This is a genomic window from Paraperibacillus marinus, from assembly GCF_046237605.1.
Classification (GTDB): domain Bacteria; phylum Bacillota; class Bacilli; order Bacillales; family DSM-1321; genus Paraperibacillus; species Paraperibacillus marinus.
On sequence record NZ_CP143542.1, the window covers coordinates 1,008,044 to 1,024,910 of the forward strand.

A 16,867-nucleotide genomic window follows, 5' to 3' on the forward strand; every position below is an offset into this window, starting at 1 on the left:
AATCTATAGGAGTGAAACCTTTGACGTTAAGAGAAGAAGCATTGCACATGCATAGAATCAATCAGGGGAAGCTGGAAACGGTATCCAAGGTGCCTGTGAGGAATGCTGAGGATTTAAGCCTTGCCTACTCCCCGGGAGTCGCCGAACCCTGTAAAGCAATATATGACAAGCCGGAAGCTGTATTTGAATATACTATGAAGGGGAATACAGTAGCGGTTGTCACGGATGGCACAGCTGTCCTGGGCCTTGGTAATATTGGGCCGGCCGCGGCGCTGCCTGTAATGGAAGGTAAAGCGGTCCTGTTCAAAAGCTTTGCAGGTGTAGATGCATTTCCCATCTGTCTTGATACTACTGAAGTGGATAAAATTGTAGAGACCGTCAAGCTGCTTGAACCCACATTTGGCGGGGTAAACCTCGAGGATATAGCTGCACCCAACTGCTTTGAAATAGAAGAAAGATTAAAGAAGGAAACGAACATCCCCGTTTTTCACGATGATCAGCACGGAACAGCGATTGTCACGGCAGCCGGACTTTTAAACGCCCTGAAACTCACCGGAAGGAAAATCCAGGAAATAAAAGTTGCCGCAAATGGTGCCGGTGCTGCAGGAATTGCCATCATCAAACTTCTATATTCATTTGGAGTCCGCGATATCGTCATGTGCGATACCAGAGGTGCGATTTATGAAGGGCGCCCTTTCGGCATGAATGATGTGAAAGAATCTGTCGCCCGTTTCACCAACAGGGAGAAGCAGGAAGGCAGCCTGGCGGACGCCATCAAGGATGCGGATGTGTTCATCGGAGTTTCTGCTGCCGGGGCATTGACCAAAGACATGATTGGGAGCATGAAGCCCGATCCAATCATATTTGCAATGGCAAACCCGGTGCCTGAAATCATGCCTGAAGAAGCGAAGGAGGCCGGAGCGGCAGTGATAGGCACTGGCCGTTCCGATTTTCCCAACCAGGTCAATAATGTACTCGCCTTCCCAGGGATATTCAGGGGAGCACTTGATGTACGCGCCACCCATATTAATGAAGAGATGAAAGTAGCGGCCGTTGAAGCGATCGCCGGCCTGATCGGGGAAGATGAGCTGCAGCCGGATTATGTAATCCCGGCTCCATTTGATGCGCGAGTAGCCCCGGCCGTAGCTGCCGCAGTGGCCAAAGCAGCGATGGAGACCGGAGTGGCACGCCTGAAGGCTGACCCGGAAGAAATTAAAGCTAAAACGTCAGCCCTTTCGTCCATAGGAAAAAAATGAACGAGAAGACAATAAAGGCAGCCGCTGCCGGACAGTCAAAAATATATTTGGAAGTTGTGGAAAAACTCAGGCACATGATCAAGGAAGACCGGCTGCGCCCTGGTGATAAAATCCCGTCTGAACGGGAATTGTCCGAGCGCCTTCAAGTAGGGCGCTCTTCGGTAAGGGAAGCTTTGCGGTCCCTGGAGCTGCTTGGCCTTATTGAAACCAGGAGGGGAGAAGGCACCTACATCAAGGTATTTCAGGAGCACAGGCTGGTGGAACTCCTTGGTGCCTTCCTACTCGCAGATGAAGAGACTAAGAAAAATCTGATAGAAACACGCGTGTTTCTCGAACAGTCCATTCTCCATGCATTAGTGCATAAGGCATCACAGGAAAACATCGATGACATGATCCTGTGGGCCGGGAAGAATGATTGGGATGATGAAGCCTTTTTTAAGCGGCTCTTTCAATTGAACACCAATCATCTTCTCGAGAGGATATGGGTCATTGTCAATATGTATGCCAAGTCCACCGGAGAGGACAGGCAGCAGGCTCCACGGCAGGCTTATCTGGATATGCTCCATGCCCTGGGAGAGAAAAACGGGCATGAAGTTAACAGGATCCATCTCAAAGAAATAAGGAATATGCCAAATTTTCTATAATGGATATCAGTTTATACCTGAAGGATTTCATATGCATACAATGGACAGGCAGAGCTCGCTTCTGCTGCTGGTTAGTGCTATAGGAAGTTAAGGGGAGGTTCACCATGATAAAGGATTTATTTTCAAAATCAAAAAAGAAAAAATATGCAACAATTCCTTCTGAGCGGACAAAGAACGAAGTCCCGGAAGGCATTATGACGAAATGCCCTAATTGTAAGAAAATCATGTATACCAAGGAGCTGCTGAAGACCCAAAAGGTATGCATGCATTGCGGGTACCACCACCAGATGAACGCCTGGGAACGCATCGACAGCATCTTTGATGAAGGAACTTTCGAAGAGCTGGATAAAAACATGGTTACCGTCAATCCTCTCAATTTTCCCGGCTATGAGGACAAAATCAAATCAGACATGAAAAAGACACAAAGCAATGAAGCTGTCGTCACCGGCACAGGCTTCATCAACGGACACAAAAGTGCTGTGGCGGTCATGGATTCGACCTTCCGGATGGGAAGCATGGGCTCCGTTGTAGGAGAAAAAATAGCCAGGGCGGTCGAAAAGGCGGATGAACTCGGAATCCCCTTCATTGTATTTACAGCATCCGGGGGCGCACGCATGCAGGAGGGTGTCTTAAGCCTCATGCAGATGGCCAAGACAAGTGTAGCCCTAAAGAGATTCAGTGAAAACAAAGGACTTTATATTGTTGTCATGACCCACCCGACAACCGGCGGGGTCTCCGCGTCATTTGCTTCCATGGGGGATTATAACCTGGCTGAGCCGGGTGCGCTCATCGGGTTCGCCGGAAGGCGCATCATTGAACAGACCATCCGGGAAGAACTGCCCGAGGACTTTCAGACGAGCGAGTTCCTGTTAAAGCATGGCCAGCTTGACGCAGTAATCCACAGGCAGCAGCTTAAGGACTCCCTTTCCAATATAATCGATATTCATGTACCGGGCGGTGAGTTGAAATGGTAGGAGAATTAGAGTTTGAAAAACCGATAATAGACCTGCAGGAAAAAATAGATGAGCTTAAAAGAATTACTAAGGAAGCCGATGTTGACCTTTCCTCGGAGATTGAAAAACTGGAAGGCCGGCTGGCCAATCTGCAGGATGAGGTGTACAACAATATGAAGCCTTGGGACCGTGTCCAAGTGGCTCGTCATCCTGCCCGCCCCACTACCCTGGACTATGCTGCCCATTTATTCACAGATTTCTTTGAGTGTCATGGGGACCGTGTTTTTGGGGACGACGCAGCGATTGTAGGCGGAATTGGAAAGTTCCATGGGCTGCCGGTGACCATCATCGGCCATCAGCGGGGAAAAGATACTAAGGAAAATATCATGCGCAATTTCGGGATGCCTCACCCTGAGGGAAACAGAAAGGCTTTAAGGCTGATGAAGCAGGCTGAAAAGTTCAATCGGCCGATTATCTGCTTTATTGACACGAAGGGTGCCTATCCCGGCAAAGCTGCAGAGGAACGCGGACAGAGTGAAGCGATTGCCCGGAATATCTATGAGATGGGCGGCCTCACTGTACCGGTGATCTGCATCGTGATTGGCGAAGGAGGCAGCGGTGGTGCGCTTGCACTTGGAGTGGGCGATAGAATATTCATGCTGGAGAATTCTACTTATTCTGTAATTTCTCCAGAAGGAGCGGCGGCACTGCTCTGGAAGGATTCCAGCCTCGCAAAGCGTGCAGCTGAAACCATGAAAATCACCGCGCCTGACCTGAAGGAACTGGGAATCATAGATGAGATCATCAAGGAAGCAGAGGGAGGGGCCCACCGGGATATCCTCGTACAGGCATCTTATATAGAAGAAGCCATCCATGCGGCACTTGGCAGCCTTCTGTCCATGGATGCGGATGAACTCGTTGAGCAGAGATATCAGAAATTCAAAAGAATTGGCGAGTATTCGTTTCTTCAGGATCACATAGGAGTAAAATAAAACGTGCAGTTTATGCACGTTCTTTCTTTTTGCTCTTTTCTAAAAAAGTATTGTTTTATAATCAGTTCAGTGAGGAGATTTAATTCGTTTACAAAGCTGATTGGAGCGGAAGGCGCGAGAGTCCCGCGGTAAGCGAGTGCCTGCAGCGGAGATCAAACTTCTTCTCCAGCAGCTGCAATGTTTACGAAAGCAGAATTTTTGGAACAAACCAGGATCAATGCGGATATTTTGTAAATAAAGATATTTTCCAGTATAATTTGTATGTTATTTCACAAATAAAGGTTTACGAAATTTGATTACTAATTTAGAATGAGTACGGAAACCCGGTTTTTGCAATTTATCATATAGAACTGGGATAAAATGTCTATACTAACTCTGTATGAATTTTTTTTAAAATCAGATTCAGGGTCAATTGTACTGGCGGCTTGGGCCGTCGGACCTATTTATTTCTATACATATTTACATTCAATGGCGTGTAGACTGTTATTCTTTATAGAGGTGATTATTTTGAAAAGAATTGGAGTACTGACAAGCGGCGGAGATTCTCCTGGGATGAATGCAGCCGTCCGTGCTGTGGTACGTAAGGCAATATACCATGATGTAGAAGTTTACGGCATTTACCATGGCTACGAGGGCCTGATTAAAGGTGATATTAAAAAGCTGGAAATCGGCTCGGTTGGCGACATCATCCATCGCGGAGGCACTATGCTCTTTTCTGCCCGCTGTCCTGAATTCAAGACGAAGGAAGGCCAGATGAAAGGAATCGAACAGCTGAAGAAGCATGGCATCGAAGGCTTGGTTGTCATTGGCGGTGACGGATCTTACATGGGCGCGAAAGCACTGACAGAGCACGGCTTCCCATGTGTAGGAGTGCCAGGCACCATTGATAATGATATACCGGGCACTGAATTCACCATCGGGTTCGATACGGCCATCAATACTGTCATCGATGCAATCGATAAAATCAGGGACACGGCAACTTCCCATAAACGGACTTATGTAATAGAAGTCATGGGCAGGGATGCAGGGGATATCGCACTATGGGCAGGCCTTGCAGGCGGAGCTGAATCCATCTTGATCCCTGAATCTGCGGAGGATATCCATGATGTAGTAGCCCGGTTGAAACGGGGACAGGACCGCGGTAAAAAACACAGCATCATCATAGTTGCAGAAGGCGTCGGCAGTGCAGTCGATGTGGCGAAGCAATTAGAGGAATTGACTGAATTTGAAACCCGCGTCTCAGTACTGGGCTATATTCAGCGCGGGGGATCACCTACGGTCGCTGACAGGGTGCTGGCGAGCCGCCTCGGTGCTTACGCCGTTGCCCTCCTCCTTGAAGGCAAGGGCGGACGTGCGGTAGGCATAGAGAGCAACCGCCTTGTGGATTATGGAATTATAGAGGCACTGACTCAGAAAAAGCATAACATCGACCAGCAGATGTTCGATTTATCCAGGGAGCTTTCTATATAAACATCTTTGGCAATATAAAATTTGGAGGTATACAAAAACATGCGTAAAACTAAAATCGTATGTACGATAGGACCGGCGAGTGAGAGCTTAGAGAATTTGACTTCTTTGCTTGAAGCCGGTATGAATGTGTGCAGGCTGAACTTCTCACACGGTGATTTTGAGGAGCACGGCAGCCGGATCGTAAATATCCGCAAAGCTGTGGAGCAGACTGGGAAACAGGCGGCCATCCTCCTTGATACAAAGGGACCGGAAATCCGTACAAACAATATGGAAAATGGTGCTGTCGAGCTGCAATCCGGCCGCACAGTCGAAATCTCAATGACGGAAGTCCTCGGAACTGAAAAGAGATTCTCCATTACGTATGAAGGCTTGATCGACGATGTCCACCCGGGCTCGCGCATCCTTCTTGATGATGGCCTCATCGGGCTGGAAGTAACGGAAATCAAAAAAGAAGAAAACATCATTGTCACAAATATCCTGAACAGCGGTGTTCTTAAAAATAAAAAGGGCGTAAATGTCCCGGGAGTTTCTGTAAAGCTTCCAGGTTTAACTGAAAAGGATAAAAAGGATATTATCTTCGGCATCGAGCAGGATGTTGACTTTATTGCCGCTTCCTTTGTTAGGCGTGCATCTGATGTCCTTGAGATCCGTGAGCTTCTTGCTGACCACGGGGCAAAGCATATCCAGATCATCCCTAAAATTGAAAATCACGAAGGTGTAGAAAACATTGATGAGATTCTGGAAGTTTCTGACGGCCTGATGGTTGCCCGCGGCGATCTTGGAGTGGAGATCCCGGCTGAAGAAGTTCCTCTCGTGCAGAAGGAGCTTATCCGTAAGTGCAATGAGCTTGGCAAGCCAGTCATCACAGCAACCCAGATGCTTGATTCCATGCAGCGGAACCCGCGTCCGACACGTGCAGAAGCAAGTGACGTAGCCAATGCTATTTTTGACGGAACAGATGCAATCATGCTTTCCGGCGAAACGGCTGCTGGAACTTATCCGATTGAAGCTGTTGAAACGATGCACAATATTGCGTCACGCACAGAAAAAGCCCTTAATTACAAAGAAATCGTTGCTGCCAGAAGCAAGACGAATGAGCATAATGTAACAGATGCAATTGGGCAATCGGTTGCTTACACGGCTCTTAATCTTGAAGCGGGAGCTATTATCACTCCGACTGAAAGCGGACATACAGCCCGCATGATTTCCAAATACCGTCCGAAGGCTCCGATTGTAGCCGTTACTTCATGTGAGAAAGTGGCAAGAAGACTTTCGCTGGTATGGGGAGTATATGCTGAAATCGGTCCTAAAGCTTCTTCCACTGATGAAATGCTGGACGTTTCGATCGAGAAGAGCATGGATTCAGGAATCGTAAGCCACGGTGATCTTGTAGTCATCACTGCTGGAGTTCCTGTTGGTGAGGCCGGTACGACCAACCTCATGAAAATTCATGTTCTGAATGATGCGACCATCAAAGCGCAGGGAATCGGCAGGAAAGCTGCAAAAGGGAAAGTGGTCATCGCAAGGAATGCTGAAGAGGCAAATACAAACGTAACAGACGGCAGCATCCTTGTTACTTACGGATCAGACCGCGATATGATGCCGGCCATCGAGCGTTGTGCCGCTCTTATTACAGAAGAAGGCGGCTTGACCAGCCATGCCGCAGTTGTTGGTGTTAACCTCGGCATTCCAGTTATAGTGGGGGCAGAAAATGCAACCAGCATCCTTAAGGATGGACAGCAGATCACGGTTGATGCAAGACGCGGAACCATCTATGAAGGGCATACCAAAGTCCTTTAATACAAATAATGCGGCGGGAGCAGAGGCTTTCCGCCGCTTTTTTACTATACAGGCAATTAAATAAGAAAGGCGGGAGTCCGCAGATGAAATATCTTATTAGTATATTTATAATCGTTCCTGCCCTGGAAATTGGGGCATTCCTTCTGGCAAGCCGGACTGCAGGTGTCCTGCCATCTGTTCTTTTGATTATCCTGACAGGAACCATCGGGGCCTATCTGGCCAAAAAACAGGGCCTGGAAACTATCCAGAAAATCCAGCGGGAGCTTGCATCAGGCAGGATCCCGGGAGATTCCCTAATAGATGGCGCCTGCATTTTGATAGGCGGATGCCTCCTGATTTCACCAGGTTTTCTGACAGATATCCTGGGGCTGTTCCTGATGCTTCCGCCCCTTAGGCGAATGATTAAACCGCTGGTGAAAAGGAGCCTGAGAAAAGCAGTGGAAAAGAAGCGGGTTACCATTATCAGATAAGGCAGACCGGCTCTAAGAAGAGGCTGATTCGGATGGCAGGCCGAGAAAAGGGGGCTTAATCGCAAGCAAGAAAGTCTTCATCCCTTAATGAAGCCCCATACATCTGTGAACACATTCGCCCGGTTCAATGCTGTAATAACAACAAGTACAACCGGCCCAACGATGAGGCCGAGGAAACCGATCGTCTTGAAGCCAATAAACAGGGCAGCCAGTGTGGCGAGTGGATCCAGCCCGATGCTGGAAGAGAGGACCTTTGGCTCCATGATCTGCCGCTGGATGAGCACAATAGAATAGAGAGTGCCGAGGGCGATGGCCATGCCGGTATCACCTGAAATCATCTCATAGGCAATCCAGGGAACAAAGACGGCCCCTGTTCCTAAATAAGGAAGAATATCAACGAAACCGCAAATCAGGGCGATTGTGATGGCATATTCTACGCGTAGAACAAGCAGGCCGGTTAATACAATAACAGTGGTAATGGAAATGAGCGTCAGCTGGGCCTTGAAAAAGCCGAACAATGCTTTTTTCAGGTCCAGGAAAACGGTTCTTCCGCTGTATTTGGCCTTTGCTGGCACTATGCGGCTTCCAAGGCTTACAAGGCGGTCCCAGTCTTTACTGATGAAGAAAGTGGCCAGGAAAGAAAACACAATCACGGTCGCTGCGCTTGGAAACCATCCAAGTATGGCAGGGATGTTTTGAAAAAAACCTTGTATGAAGCTACCTGCTGAGGTTGCAAGCCGTTCTCCCGCCATCTGCACATTATTCATGATGGTATTCTGCTGGCCGGCATCCAGTGAATTAAAATAGGCAGCTAGCTTATTATACTGAGGAAGGACCGTGGTTTCGATGAGCTGTTCCACCGCGCCGATGATGGTTTCGATGTGGAGAGGGACAGCCTCGGCGAGATAGGCAGTTCCTGATACAATCTCTGTAATCAGCAGTGTGAGCATTCCCGCCAGGCCTGCAATGATAATGAACAGGGCCAGGAAGACAGCGGCCCCCCTGGGGAGCCTGGCCCTGGCCTCAAATGCAGCCACCATGGGATTGATCAAAAAGGCAATGAAAAGGGCGATAATGAAAGGGTAGGCATATTTCCATAGATACAGCAGGGCCAGCAGGATGCATGCAAGCGTCCCGGCGGCTATGCAGAATCGGATGAATCGCTGGATATAGAGCGGGTTCAGAAGGCACTCCTCCCGTCGTTCAGTCTATTTTTTTGACGCCTCAGGTCACTCCGCGGCCGTATGCTTTGTACAAGTATATGGCTTGTATATGGAGTGAAATGATAAATAAGTGGAAAAATAGACATGAATTTTCCAGTGATATTATTTCAATAAAACTTCTTATAGAAGGAGGAAGATTAAATTGAGCTGGGGTCCAGGTTTGTTTTTACTATTGCTGCTGGCAATAGGCATCATTGCAAAAAACTATTCCCTGGCATTTTCTGCAGGCGTTTTACTTTTGATCAAGGCAGCCGGACTTGACGCTAAAATTTTCCCGCAGCTGCAGGCGAAAGGGATTAACTGGGGAGTTACGATTATTACCATAGCTGTGCTTGTTCCTGTCGCAAACGGCTCTATTGGTTTCAAGGAGCTTGGAGATGCGTTAAAATCGCCTTATGCCTGGATTGCATTAGGTTCTGGGATTGCAGTGGCACTTATCGCCAAGGGGGGACTGATCCTGCTGGGGCAGGATCCGCACCTCACTGCGGCACTAGTATTTGGAACCATTATTGCAGTATCCCTTTTTAAAGGGGTGGCGGTCGGTCCGCTGATAGGAGCAGGAATAGCTTATCTGTGCATGAGGCTGATTGAGCTGTTCAAATGAACAGCTCTTTCAGCAGCCTCGGCATTCAGCTGTATTTTATTCTAATAAAATATTTATTTATTTTATTAAGGTGTTTTCGTTCACAAATATCTGATTATTGTTTATAATATGAGATGTAAGCGCCTACTTGAAATTGGAAGATAGCTTGATTAATTGATAGAAGCATTTCTTCGGCAGCCTATTGAGCAAGCGCTCGGGGGCTGGTTTCCTGAAATGGCTGCAAGGGTAAAATAAACTTTCGCTATGGACTGTGCCATTCAATGCTTACTTCTTCACAAACAGTATGGATGGACCGGAGCCCTGGTAGAAATGTTTTGCCAGTTTTATTAATTTCATATTTAAAATATATAGGCGAACTTTCATACAAAGGAGAGGTTTTTATGACAGCAACAAAAGGTCTGGAAGGAATTGTGGCAACTACTTCTTCCATCAGCTCTATCATTGATGATACTTTGACATATGTGGGCTATGATATCGATGATCTTGCTGAAAATGCAAGTTTCGAAGAAGTCTTATATCTATTATTCCACCGCCGCCTTCCAAGCAAAAGCGAGCTTGATGAGCTGACTGTACAGCTTGCGGAAAATGCCGGGCTCCCACAGGAGGTTCTTGACCATTTCAAGATGTATCCAATCAAGGAAGTACACCCGATGGCTGCACTCCGCTCTGCCATTTCTCTTCTTGGGCTTTATGACCGGGAAGCCGACACCATGGATCCTGAAGCGAATTACCGTAAGGCCATCCGCATCCAGGCTCAGATTCCTTCTATTGTAACCGCCTTCTCGCGGGTAAGGAAAGGTCTTGAGCCTGTGGCTCCACGCACCGATTTAGGCTTTGCTGCAAACTTTTTGTACATGCTGAGCGGAAAAGAACCATCCCCTGTTGAAATTGAGGCCTTCGATAAGGCGCTTGTGCTTCACGCCGACCATGAACTGAATGCTTCAACTTTCACTGCACGTGTATGTGTTGCCACCCTGTCTGATATTTATTCAGGAATCACTGCTGCCATCGGGGCGTTGAAAGGTCCGTTGCATGGCGGAGCGAATGAAGCTGTCATGAAGATGCTGACTGAAATCGGTTCAGTTGAAAACGTGACTCCTTATATCAGCCAGAAGCTGCAGAACAAAGAGAAAATCATGGGCTTCGGCCACCGTGTGTACCGCAAGGGAGATCCCCGCGCGAAGCATCTGAAGGAAATGTCTGAGAAGCTTACAAACCTGACCGGACAAGCTAAATACTATGAAATGTCTGTGAAGATCGAGGAGCTGGTGACTTCCCAAAAACCGCTTCCTCCGAATGTTGACTTCTACTCCGCTTCGGTATATCACAGCCTGGGAATCGACCATGATCTGTTCACTCCGATCTTTGCGGTCAGCAGGACATCCGGCTGGCTTGCCCACATCCTTGAACAGTATGATAACAACCGCCTGATCCGCCCGCGTGCAGAGTATACAGGCCCGGATATGCAGAAATATATTCCGATAGAAGAACGCTGATCACTGAAAAGTGCGAAAAGTTTTATATCAGGATGAAAATATAGTAAATTGGTATATGGAATAAAAACATCACAGGCTCGGGCGGCCTCCTGCCGCCGGGGCTCCGATTTTATGAAAATGGGGGAATTTAAAATGACTCAAGGCCAAAAAATCACTGTCGAAAACGGTACATTGAATGTACCTAACAATCCGGTTATTCCTTTTATCGAGGGAGACGGAATCGGTCCTGATATCTGGGCTGCTGCTTCACGCGTCTTGGAAGCTGCGGTTGAGAAGGCATATAACGGAGAAAAGAAAATTGAGTGGAAGGAAGTACTTGCAGGTGAAAAGGCTTTTAACCAGACAGGAGAATGGCTTCCTGCTGAAACTCTTGATGTAATCCGCGAATACATAATCGCCATCAAAGGACCTCTTACAACTCCAGTAGGCGGAGGAATCCGTTCACTGAATGTTGCGCTTCGCCAGGAGCTTGACCTTTTTGTATGCCTGCGTCCTGTGCGCTATTTCGATGGAGTTCCTTCTCCAGTCAAACGCCCTGAAGATACCGACATGGTCATCTTCCGTGAAAACACAGAGGATATCTATGCAGGAATCGAATATCAGGAAGGCTCTGATGAAGTCAAGAAATTGATTCAGTTCCTAAAGGATGAAATGGGAGTAAACAAAATCCGTTTCCCTGAAACTTCAGGCATCGGAATCAAGCCGGTATCCCAAGAAGGAACGGAACGCCTGGTGCGCGCTGCCATCAACTATGCGATCAAGGAAGGCCGTAAATCGGTAACTCTTGTTCACAAAGGAAACATCATGAAGTTCACGGAAGGCGCCTTCAAAAACTGGGGTTATGAATTAGCTGAAAAGGAATTCGGCGACAAGGTATTCACATGGGCACAGTATGACCGCCTGAAAGAAACAGACGGTACGGAAGCTGCGAATAAGGCTCAGTCTGAAGCAGAAGCTGCAGGCAAAATCATCATCAAGGATTCCATTGCGGATATCTTCCTCCAGCAGATCCTTACACGTCCGAAAGAATTCGATGTTGTGGCAACAATGAACCTGAACGGTGATTACATTTCTGATGCCCTGGCTGCACAGGTTGGCGGAATCGGAATCGCTCCTGGAGCGAACATCAACTATGAATCCGGCCATGCCATCTTTGAAGCCACTCATGGAACTGCACCTAAATATGCAGGCCAGGATAAGGTGAATCCTTCATCCGTACTTCTTTCCGGTGTACTTATGCTTGAACACCTGGGCTGGAATGAAGCTGCGAAGCTGGTCATCAATTCTGTTGAACAGACTATTTCTTCCAAAGTTGTCACTTATGACTTTGCCCGCCTGATGGACGGAGCAACAGAAGTGAAATGCTCAGAGTTTGCAGATGAGCTTATCAAGAACCTGGGGTAACAGCCGGAATGTTGGCGGGGGTCTTTCCCCCTGCCGGCTTCTTTGTACATAAGTAAGAATCGAGGAGGAAAATGATATGACTTTCAGACGCAAAAAGATTTCTGTAATCGGCGGAGGCTTCACTGGTGCCACAACTGCCTTCCTGCTTGCCCAGAAGGAATTGGGTGACGTTGTATTGGTTGACATCCCGCAGGCTGAAAATCCGGTTAAAGGGAAAGCGCTGGATATGCTCCAGGCAGGACCTGTCCAAGGCTTTGATGCCAATATGACTGGAACAGCCAATTATGAAGATACAAGGGATTCAGATATCGTCATCATCACAGCCGGGATTGCACGTAAACCAGGGATGAGCCGCGATGATTTGGTTCAGACGAACCAGAAGGTTATGAAATCCGTAACAGGCGAGATTGTTAAATATTCTCCAAACTCAACGATTATCGTACTTACCAATCCGGTTGATGCCATGACATATACTGTCTTTAAAGAATCAGGGTTTCCGAAGAACCGGGTAATCGGCCAATCCGGAGTCCTGGATACTGCGCGCTTCCGTACATTCATAGCCCATGAGCTGAATCTTTCTGTAAAAGATGTTACAGGGTTCGTCCTTGGGGGCCATGGGGACGATATGGTTCCGCTTGTCCGCTATTCGTATGCCGGCGGAATTCCGCTGGATACACTGATCTCAAAGGAACGGCTTGAAGAGATTGTGGACCGCACACGCAAAGGCGGGGCTGAAATCGTTAACCTTCTAGGAAACGGAAGTGCCTATTATGCACCTGCTGCTTCCCTTGTGGAGATGACAGAAGCCATCCTGAAAGACCAGCGCAGGGTCCTGCCGACAATCGCCTATCTTGAGGGAGAGTACGGGTTTGAAGGAATTTACCTTGGAGTTCCAACAGTGCTTGGCGCAAATGGAATCGAGAAAATTTTCGAACTTGAACTTACAGAAGACGAAAAGGCAGCCCTTCAAAAGTCTGCAGATTCTGTGCGCAATGTAATGGATGTTCTAGTTTAATTTTCATATGACAGGAAAACATTAAAGGGATTGGCTTACAGATCCAGAATCATACAGCCAATCCCTTTTTCATACCTTTATAATAGGTATAAAACCTAAATGGGTGGAGGTCGTTTGTGTATCATGCTGCTTGGCAAGAAAAGAAAACTGGGTAGATGCATAGAGGAAATCAAGGCTGGCGAAAAGCTGACGCTCACAGAAAAAATAGAAGACAAAGATCTGTTATTGTATCTGGGATTGACGAATGATGCAAACCCTTTATTCATCCAGCATGACTATGCTTCACAGACAAAATTTAAGAAACCGATCGTACCGACTATTATGCTTACTGGCATCCTGACAGCGGCTGTGTCAAAATATCTCCCGGGTCCCGGAAGTCACATCCTGAAGCAGGAACTGATTTTTCATAAACCGATCTTCCATTACGGGACCGTCAAATTCCTTCTGGAAGTAGCGGATGTTGATTATGCAAAAAAGACCGTGACCATATCGGTACAGGGAGAAAATGAAGCGGACGAACTTGCGGTTGAGGGGTCTTTCACTGTCTGCCCTCCGGAATACCGTGACGGAACAGATGGGAATGCGCTGGAGAATTTTTAATTACAGAGCCCGGGAGAAGAAATTCTTTCAGGGCTTTTTCTCTGCCGTTTGATTGGGAATCATGAGGCCTGCAGCTGGGTGTGCACATCATTTATCTTACTGGCATTTCTGCCTGAGCCTTACTCCGCTCCACCGCCTTTTTGTGTTTGTTCCTGCTTTTGTCCAGTTCCATCCCATGCATGGATTGCGAGCAGAAAACTCATGTTTGTTTTTATACATGGCGTTCTTTATAGAGGTTTTGATGAATCTTCTGAAAACTCTCTTACTGTTCCATTATTGTAGTTTATAAATAATTGATTATAATAAGGAGTGTAGAACTGGCTCACATAATGGATAAAGGGGAATCTATTTTCTTTGGGAGGAATCTATGAGCAAAAAAGTACTGGTGGTAGATGATGAAGAATCAATAGTAACTCTCCTTCAATACAATCTTGAACAGGCTGGTTTTGATGTAGTAACTGCGATGGATGGCAGGGAAGGAGTCAAGAAAGCCGTTGAGGAAGCACCTGACCTTGTCATCCTTGATCTTATGCTGCCTGAAATGGACGGCCTGGAGGTTTGTAAACAGCTGCGGCAGCAGAAGCTTAATGTTCCGATTCTTATGCTTACAGCCAAGGACGATGAGTTTGATAAGGTTCTCGGACTGGAGCTTGGGGCGGACGATTATTTGACCAAGCCGTTCAGTCCTCGTGAAGTGATTGCCAGGATCAAGGCTATTTTGCGAAGATCCCAGTTCCAGGCTGAAGCGGGAGATCAGGCGTCTGGGGATGAAGGGGACCTCCTTAAGATGGGGGACCTGAAAATATATCCTGAACGCTATGAAGCGTACTTTGAAGGCAATCAGCTGGAATTGACCCCGAAGGAATTCGAGTTATTATTATATCTTGCTAAACATAAAGGCAGAGTGCTGACGAGAGATCAGCTGCTGAGCGCCGTTTGGAACTATGATTTTGCGGGGGACACGAGGATCGTCGATGTCCATATCAGCCATTTAAGGGATAAGATAGAAACCAATACTAAAAAGCCTCTGTATATAAAAACAATCAGAGGGCTTGGTTATAAGCTTGAGGAGCCGAAGGGAGAATGAGCCGTTACCGCTCAGGGCTCTTTTTTGCATTAGTGATCCTATTGCTGGCGGTATTTTTGGGACTGGGGATTGTCCTTGGCCAGCTTTTTAAGGATTATTACATAGATACATTCAATGACCGGCTGCAAAAGGAAACTAAATTCGTTTCGCAGTATATTCAGGAAAATCAGGGAGTCGAAGCTGCCATAGCAAGCGGGAAAGTCGACAAGCTGACTGAGATGCTGGATTCCAATATTACAATTGCAGACCAGGACGGAGATATTTTATTCAGCACAACCAATGTTACAACAAAAAACAGACAGATCCGTGATGAAGCCATCAGAAGCATTGCACGCACCCAGTTCGGCGGGAATGAGCCGACTGAAGGCTACGATGTTACTGAAGGCAAATATGAGCAGCATTATTATTGGAAAAAGCTGAGGACGGGCAGCGGGCATGCTTTTGTCGTTTTAAGCAATCAGCTGGATATGCTGCAGAAAGCAAGCCAAAAGATGTGGCTTATCCTTGCCTTCAGTCTTGGGACCGCATTGATTGTCATCCTGGTGCTTGCTGCAACGATAACGACCCGCTACACCAAGCCGATAGAAGCGGCGACAAAGGCGGCTATTGAGCTTGCGAAAGGAAATTATAAAGTCCGCACTTACGAGGAGAATTCCTTTGAAACCGGAATGCTCTCAAATTCTATCAACATTCTAGCCCGAAACCTGCAGGAGATGGAAGAACACAGGGAAATGCAGCAGGACAGGCTTGGCACACTGGTTGAAAACATGGGCAGCGGTGTCCTGCTCATCGACAGCAGAGGTTCTATCACCCTGATCAATAGAACCTACAGGCAGACTTTTAATGTGGATCCTTCTTTCTTCCTTTATCGCCTCTATTATGAGGTAATAGAGCATAAAGAAGTCATCCAGATGATAGAAAATATCTTCATGATGGAGCAAAGCATCAAAAAACAGCTGATCCTTCCGCTTAATCTGGAGATGCGCTATTTTGAGATATACGGTGCACCGATCATCGGGAATCATGATGAATGGAAGGGCATTCTGCTTGTGTTCCATGACATAACGGAACTGAAAAAGCTGGAACAGGTACGGAAGGATTTTGTGGCAAATGTCTCGCATGAGCTAAAGACACCCATCACATCCATTAAAGGATTTACAGAAACACTCCTTGACGGCGCTCTGCATGATGAGAAGTTCCTGAAGCACTTCCTTGGGATTGTGCTTAAAGAAAGCGACAGAATGCAGACGCTCATCCAGGAACTCCTCGATTTATCGAAAATCGAGCAGCAGGGCTTCTCCCTGTCTATACAAAAGGTGGATCTGAATAAGCTTCTGCAGGAGACAATCGCGATTTTTGAACAAAGGGCGGCTGAGAAAGAAATCAAGCTCACTTCCCCATCTCTCTTAAACCCTCTGATCATAGACGGAGACAGTTTCCGTATAAAGCAGATTGTCATCAACCTGGTGAGCAACGCGATTGCCTATACACCTGCGGGCGGGGCGGTGACGGTGTCTCTTTCCGAAAGCAGGGAGGCGGCCAAGCTGAGTGTGAAGGATACAGGAATCGGCATTGCGAAGGAAGAGCTTCCGCGTATATTTGAGCGGTTCTACCGGATTGATAAGGCCAGAAGCAGGAATTCGGGCGGCACAGGCCTTGGACTTGCAATCGTTAAACATCTGGTAGAGGCGCATAAAGGAGTTCTCCGTGTTGAAAGCGAAGCAGGCAGAGGCACAGAATTCACTGTCGAGTTCCAAAAGCGCCTAAAAGAAGAAAAAGGTTCAGGGTGAAGGCCGTGCATTTACAATACTTTTACAATACCGCATATCTCCCTTTACAAAGAGATAATAGAA

15 protein-coding genes are annotated in these 16,867 nt (G+C 47.2%); 14 read left to right on the top strand and 1 reads right to left on the bottom strand.

The genetic code is table 11. The features are described from left to right. Positions 1–20: 20 nt before the first annotated feature. The 7 genes from V1498_RS05115 (at position 21) to V1498_RS05145 (ending at position 7,585) form a co-directional block, all read left to right on the top strand. Positions 21–1,256 carry an NADP-dependent malic enzyme gene (locus V1498_RS05115; RefSeq protein WP_409297259.1) on the top strand — a complete coding sequence of 412 codons (1,236 nt, stop codon included), beginning with the start codon at positions 21–23 and terminating at the stop codon, positions 1,254–1,256. Beyond that, complete coding sequence (locus V1498_RS05120) at positions 1,253–1,900, top strand: FadR/GntR family transcriptional regulator (protein WP_409297261.1); 648 nt, start codon at positions 1,253–1,255, stop codon at positions 1,898–1,900. Before V1498_RS05115 ends, V1498_RS05120 begins: the two co-directional genes overlap by 4 nt. Positions 1,901–2,004: 104 nt before the next feature. Continuing rightward, entirely contained in the window at positions 2,005–2,874 is an 870-nt protein-coding gene (gene accD, locus V1498_RS05125; protein WP_409297263.1) for an acetyl-CoA carboxylase, carboxyltransferase subunit beta, read from the top strand. After that, positions 2,868–3,845 (top strand): acetyl-CoA carboxylase carboxyl transferase subunit alpha, encoded by a 978-nt coding sequence (accA, locus tag V1498_RS05130; RefSeq protein WP_409297265.1) that lies wholly within the window; start codon positions 2,868–2,870, stop codon positions 3,843–3,845. Before accD ends, accA begins: the two co-directional genes overlap by 7 nt. 507 nt (positions 3,846–4,352) lie before the next feature. Next, positions 4,353–5,315 (top strand): 6-phosphofructokinase, encoded by a 963-nt coding sequence (gene pfkA, locus V1498_RS05135; protein WP_409297266.1) that lies wholly within the window; start codon positions 4,353–4,355, stop codon positions 5,313–5,315. Positions 5,316–5,354: 39 nt separating this feature from the next. After that, entirely contained in the window at positions 5,355–7,115 is a 1,761-nt protein-coding gene (gene pyk, locus V1498_RS05140; protein WP_409297268.1) for a pyruvate kinase, read from the top strand. 83 nt (positions 7,116–7,198) lie between these two features. After that, on the top strand, positions 7,199–7,585 hold the full coding sequence (locus V1498_RS05145) for an FxsA family protein (RefSeq protein ID WP_409297269.1): 387 nt from the start codon (positions 7,199–7,201) through the stop codon (positions 7,583–7,585). Between the two features lie 77 nt (positions 7,586–7,662). Here the strand turns inward: V1498_RS05145 and ytvI are convergent, their stop codons facing one another. After that, positions 7,663–8,769, bottom strand: a complete 1,107-nt coding sequence (gene ytvI / locus V1498_RS05150; RefSeq protein WP_409299150.1) for a sporulation integral membrane protein YtvI — start codon at positions 8,767–8,769, stop codon at positions 7,663–7,665. A gap of 181 nt (positions 8,770–8,950) precedes the next feature. Between ytvI and V1498_RS05155 the strand changes: the two genes are divergently transcribed. From V1498_RS05155 to pnpS, 7 genes are all read left to right on the top strand, one after another. Next, on the top strand, positions 8,951–9,412 hold the full coding sequence (locus V1498_RS05155) for a DUF441 domain-containing protein (protein ID WP_409297271.1): 462 nt from the start codon (positions 8,951–8,953) through the stop codon (positions 9,410–9,412). A gap of 380 nt (positions 9,413–9,792) precedes the next feature. Then, positions 9,793–10,908, top strand: a complete 1,116-nt coding sequence (citZ, locus tag V1498_RS05160; RefSeq protein WP_409297273.1) for a citrate synthase — start codon at positions 9,793–9,795, stop codon at positions 10,906–10,908. Between the two features lie 132 nt (positions 10,909–11,040). Continuing rightward, positions 11,041–12,312 carry an NADP-dependent isocitrate dehydrogenase gene (icd, locus tag V1498_RS05165; protein ID WP_409297275.1) on the top strand — a complete coding sequence of 424 codons (1,272 nt, stop codon included), beginning with the start codon at positions 11,041–11,043 and terminating at the stop codon, positions 12,310–12,312. Between the two features lie 76 nt (positions 12,313–12,388). Next, positions 12,389–13,327: a malate dehydrogenase gene (gene mdh, locus V1498_RS05170; protein WP_409297276.1), complete on the top strand. Its 939-nt coding sequence runs from the start codon at positions 12,389–12,391 to the stop codon at positions 13,325–13,327. A gap of 123 nt (positions 13,328–13,450) precedes the next feature. Further along, the gene (locus tag V1498_RS05175) at positions 13,451–13,927 is read left to right on the top strand and encodes a MaoC/PaaZ C-terminal domain-containing protein (RefSeq protein ID WP_409299152.1); all 477 of its coding nucleotides are present in this window, start codon (positions 13,451–13,453) and stop codon (positions 13,925–13,927) included. A 367-nt stretch (positions 13,928–14,294) separates the two neighbouring features. Continuing rightward, positions 14,295–15,014: a response regulator transcription factor gene (locus tag V1498_RS05180; RefSeq protein WP_409297277.1), complete on the top strand. Its 720-nt coding sequence runs from the start codon at positions 14,295–14,297 to the stop codon at positions 15,012–15,014. Further along, positions 15,011–16,804: a two-component system histidine kinase PnpS gene (gene pnpS / locus V1498_RS05185; RefSeq protein ID WP_409297279.1), complete on the top strand. Its 1,794-nt coding sequence runs from the start codon at positions 15,011–15,013 to the stop codon at positions 16,802–16,804. Before V1498_RS05180 ends, pnpS begins: the two co-directional genes overlap by 4 nt. Positions 16,805–16,867 lie beyond the last annotated feature (63 nt).